Annotated in this window: 3 rRNA genes; all 3 read left to right on the forward strand. The window is 61.0% G+C overall.

Annotated features, from left to right (window positions below):
* Positions 1-243: 243 nt before the first annotated feature.
* A 16S ribosomal RNA gene (locus tag ACULPM_RS10900) occupies positions 244-1,755 on the forward strand.
* Positions 1,756-1,988: 233 nt separating this feature from the next.
* Positions 1,989-4,924 (forward strand): 23S ribosomal RNA (locus tag ACULPM_RS10905).
* 101 nt (positions 4,925-5,025) lie between these two features.
* Positions 5,026-5,140, forward strand: a 5S ribosomal RNA gene (gene rrf / locus ACULPM_RS10910).
* Together the 16S, 23S and 5S rRNA genes form the textbook arrangement of a ribosomal RNA operon.
* The last annotated feature ends 19 nt before the right edge of the window (positions 5,141-5,159 follow it).

The following is a 5,159-nucleotide window of genomic DNA, read 5'->3' on the forward strand; positions in this document are numbered from 1 at the left end:
CCCGCGGGGCGCCGGGGTGCGTATAGTTAATCCCCGCGCAGCGACGGGGCAGGCGCCCCCGACCAGCGCGGCGAACCTTGAAAACCGGATACTGCGATCGAGAGATCGACGAAGACAGACCAGCGAAATTCGAATCTCTGACACACAGAGACGTCAATTTCAGCGAATCCGAGATCAGCGGGATCTTTGGACGGGACGGACCGACCACTCACACTGTAAGGCGGCTCTAGGCCGCCTGGCATTTGAACGGAGAGTTCGATCCTGGCTCAGGATGAACGCTGGCGGCGCGCCTAACACATGCAAGTCGAACGGTTAAAGCACCTCCGGGTGTGTATAAAGTGGCGAACGGCTGAGTAACACGTGGGCAACCTGCCCCTCGCACCGGGACAGCCTCGGGAAACCGTGGATAATACCGGATACTCCGGACCCCCCGCATGGGGGGACCGGGAAAGCCCAGACGGCGAGGGATGGGCCCGCGGCCTGTTAGCTAGTTGGTGGGGCAACGGCCCACCAAGGCGATTATGGGTAGCTGGGTTGAGAGACCGACCAGCCAGATTGGGACTGAGACACGGCCCAGACTCCTACGGGAGGCAGCAGTGGGGAATCTTGCGCAATGGGCGAAAGCCTGACGCAGCGACGCCGCGTGCGGGACGAAGGCCTTCGGGTCGTAAACCGCTTTCAGCAGGGACGAGGGGGAAACCTGACGGTACCTGCAGAAGAAGCCCCGGCTAACTACGTGCCAGCAGCCGCGGTAATACGTAGGGGGCGAGCGTTATCCGGATTCATTGGGCGTAAAGCGCTCGTAGGCGGTCCGTTAGGTCGGGAGTCAAATCCGGGGGCTCAACCCCCGCCCGCTCCCGATACCGGCGGACTTGAGTTTGGTAGGGGAAGGCGGAATTCCAAGTGTAGCGGTGGAATGCGCAGATATTTGGAAGAACACCGGTGGCGAAGGCGGCCTTCTGGGCCACAACTGACGCTGAGGAGCGAAAGCTAGGGGAGCGAACAGGATTAGATACCCTGGTAGTCCTAGCCGTAAACGATGGACACTAGGTGTGGGGGGAGAGTCCCTCCGTGCCGCAGCTAACGCATTAAGTGTCCCGCCTGGGGAGTACGGCCGCAAGGCTAAAACTCAAAGGAATTGACGGGGGCCCGCACAAGCAGCGGAGCATGTGGCTTAATTCGAAGCAACGCGAAGAACCTTACCAGGGCTTGACATCTAGGTGAAGCGGCGGAAACGCCGTGGCCGAGAGGAGCCTAGACAGGTGGTGCATGGCTGTCGTCAGCTCGTGTCGTGAGATGTTGGGTTAAGTCCCGCAACGAGCGCAACCCCCGTCGCATGTTGCCAGCGGTTCGGCCGGGCACCCATGCGAGACCGCCGGCGTCAAGCCGGAGGAAGGTGGGGATGACGTCAAGTCATCATGCCCCTTATGTCCTGGGCTGCACACGTGCTACAATGGCCGGCACAATGGGCTGCCACCGCGCGAGCGGGAGCGAATCCCCAAAGCCGGCCCCAGTTCGGATTGGAGGCTGCAACCCGCCTCCATGAAGTCGGAGTTGCTAGTAATCGCGGATCAGCACGCCGCGGTGAATGCGTTCCCGGGCCTTGTACACACCGCCCGTCACACCACCCGAGTCGATTGCACCCGAAGTCGTCGGCCCAACCTCGTGAGGGAGGCGCCGAAGGTGTGGTTGGTAAGGGGGGTGAAGTCGTAACAAGGTAGCCGTACCGGAAGGTGCGGCTGGATCACCTCCTTTCTAGGGAGAATCGCCTCTTTAGAAGAGAACAACATGACGGCGGACGTCCCCGCCAGTCCCGCTGATGCCTTCGTCGCGCCCCCCGGGGCGCGCAGTGTCCGGTCTCGAGGGCTCGCCCTCGCCGTACCTTGAGAGCTGCATAGCGTGACGAAAGATTTTCCTCAAAGAAGATCGCATCTGAAGACGCGGCGGCGCCAGCCGCCGCGAGACTTTAAGTATGTTCGAGCCATCGAAGAGAAGATGGTAAGGGCAAACGGTGGATGCCTTGGCACAGGAAGCCGACGAAGGACGTGACAAGCTGCGATAAGCCGCGGTTAGGGGCACTTGCCCGCTCGACCCGCGGATCTCCGAATGGGCGAACCCGACGGGAGTCATTTCCCGTCACCGCCGGCCGAACACATAGGCCGGTGGGAGGCAACCGGGGGAACTGAAACATCTAAGTACCCCGAGGAAGAGAAATCAATCGAGATTCCCCTAGTAGTGGCGAGCGAACGGGGACCTAGGACAAACCGGCGGCCGCGCAAGCGCCGCCGGGGTTGTAGGGCCAAGCACTGCGCAGTTACAAAACCTCGTGGAAGCGGAACGGCATGGGAAGGCCGGCGGGACAGGGTTAGAGCCCCGTACGCGAATCCGCGAGGACTGCCGCTTGGTTCCTGAGTACCGCCGGACACGTGAAACCCGGTGGGAAGCTGGGGGGTCCACCCTCCAATCCTAAATACTCTCCTGTGACCGATAGTGGACCAGTACCGTGAGGGAAAGGTGAAAAGCACCCCGGGAGGGGAGTGAAATAGTACCTGAAACCGTTTGCCTACAAGCAGTCGGAGCAGCGCTTGCGCTGTGACGGCGTGCCTTTTGTAGAATGAGCCAGCGAGTTACGGCGCGTGGCGAGGTTAAGCCACGAAGCGAGCCGCAGCGAAAGCGAGTCCGAAACGGGCGAGCAGTCGCGCGCCGTAGACGCGAAGCCGGGTGAGCTATCCATGGGCAGGCTGAAGCGGGGGTAAGACCCCGTGGAGGGCCGAACCCACCTAGGTTGAAAACTGGGGGGATGACCTGTGGATAGGAGTGAAAGGCCTATCAAACCCGGAGATATCTCGTTCTCCCCGAAATAGCTTTAGGGCTAGCCTCGGACGTTTACCTGCGGGGGTAGAGCACTGAATGGACGCGGGGGCCTCACCGCCTACCAACTCCAATCAAACTCCGAATACCGCCGGTCCAGAGTCCGGGAGTCAGAACATGTGGGCTAAGCTGTGTGTTCGAAAGGGAAACAGCCCAGACCGCCCGCTAAGGTCCCGAAGTCCGTGCTAAGTGGCAAAGGATGTGCGTTTGCCTAGACAACCAGGATGTTGGCTTAGAAGCAGCCATTCATTTAAAGAGTGCGTAATAGCTCACTGGTCGAGTGGACATGCGCCGACAATATACGGGGCTAAGCACGGCACCGAAGCGGCGGACTAGATTTCATCTAGTGGTAGGGGAGCTTTCCGTCTGGGGCGAAGCCGCGGGACGACCCGCGGTGGACCGGCCGGAAGTGAGAATGCTGGCATGAGTAACGAGAGCGGCGTGGGAAACGCCGCCGCCGTAAACCCAAGGTTTCCTGGGCGAGGCTAATCCTCCCAGGGTCAGTCGGGAGCTAAGGCGAGGCCGGAAGGCGTAGCCGATGCACAGCAGGTCGACATTCCTGCACCCCCGAACGGGCGCTATCACCGATGGGGCGACGGAGAAGGGTAGCTGGACGGGGTTCTGGACGTCCCCGCGATGGCACGTAGGCTGAGGGGTAGTGAAACGCGCCCCTCGCGACGGCTGAGGTGCCGGACGAAGCGACTGAGCGAAGCCAGTGAGCCCATGCTTCCAAGAAAACCCCCTAGGGAGCCCGCAGGGGCCCGTACCGCAAACCGACACAGGTGGGTGGGTAGAGCATACCAAGGCGATCGGGAGAACCATGGTTAAGGAACTCGGCAAAATTGCCCCGTAACTTCGGGAGAAGGGGTGCCGCCTCGGGTGGAGGGACTTGCTCCCCGAGCCCAGGGCGGCCACAGTAAATAGGCCCAAGCGACTGTTTATCAAAAACACAGGACTCTGCTGAAGTCGTAAGACGACGTATAGGGTCTGACGCCTGCCCGGTGCCGGAAGGTCACGAGGAGCCGTCAGCGCGAGCGAAGCGGCGAATCCAAGCCCCGGTAAACGGCGGCCGTAACTATAACGGTCCTAAGGTAGCGAAATTCCTTGTCGGGTAAGTTCCGACCTGCACGAAAGGCGTAACGATTTGGGCGCTGTCTCAACCATGGACCCGGTGAAATTGCACTAGTCGTGAAGATGCGACTTACCCGCGGAAGGACGGAAAGACCCCGTGAACCTTTACTGCAGCTTGACATTGGCTGCCGGTTCGTCGTGTAGAGGATAGGTGGGAGACGCTGAACCAGGGACGCCAGTCTCTGGGGAGTCGCCCTTGGAATACCACCCTCGACGTTCTGGCATCCTAACCCGCGACCGTCACCCGGCGTGGGGACCGTGTCAGGTGGGTAGTTTGACTGGGGCGGTCGCCTCCTAAAGAGTAACGGAGGCGCACGTAAGGTCTGCTCAGGACGGTCGGCAACCGTCCCTTTGAGTGCAAGAGCATAAGCAGGCTTGACTGCGAGACGGACAGGTCGAGCAGATGGGAAACCAGGTTCTAGTGATCCGGCGGCTCAGCGTGGTATGGCCGTCGCTCAACGGATAAAAGGTACTCCGGGGATAACAGGCTGATCTTCCCCAAGAGTCCACATCGACGGGAAGGTTTGGCACCTCGATGTCGGCTCATCGCATCCTGGGGCTGGAGCAGGTCCCAAGGGTATGGCTGTTCGCCATTTAAAGCGGTACGCGAGCTGGGTTCAGAACGTCGTGAGACAGTTCGGTCCCTATCCTCCGTGGGCGTAGGAGAACTGAGGGAGGCTGCCCCTAGTACGAGAGGACCGGGGTGGACGGACCTCCGGTGTACGGGTTGTCGACCAACGGCACTGCCCGGTAGCTGAGTCCGGTTCGGATAACCGCTGAAAGCATCTAAGCGGGAAGCCAGTCCCGAGATGAGTTCTCCCTTCGGTAAGGCCACTCGTAGACTACGAGTTCGATAGGCCGCAGATGTAAGCCCCGCGAGGGGTTGAGTCGAGCGGTACTAATCGGCCGAGCTCTTCTCTTCATTCCAAGCTCGAGCGATCCCAGAGGGAAGCCCGACGTCACGCTGTGCGGCCCCCAGGGCACGGCGCGGAGCCGCCCCTGACAGCAGAATGCCCCTTGTTGGTCAGCGACCATGGCAGGGGAGGCACACCCGGTCCCATTCCGAACCCGGAAGTTAAGCCCCCGAGCGCCGATGGTACTGCGGAGTAGTCCGTGGGAGAGCAGGACGTCGCTGACCAACAAGGGGCATTTTGCGT

Source organism: Thermophilibacter sp. ZX-H3 (assembly GCF_052599055.1).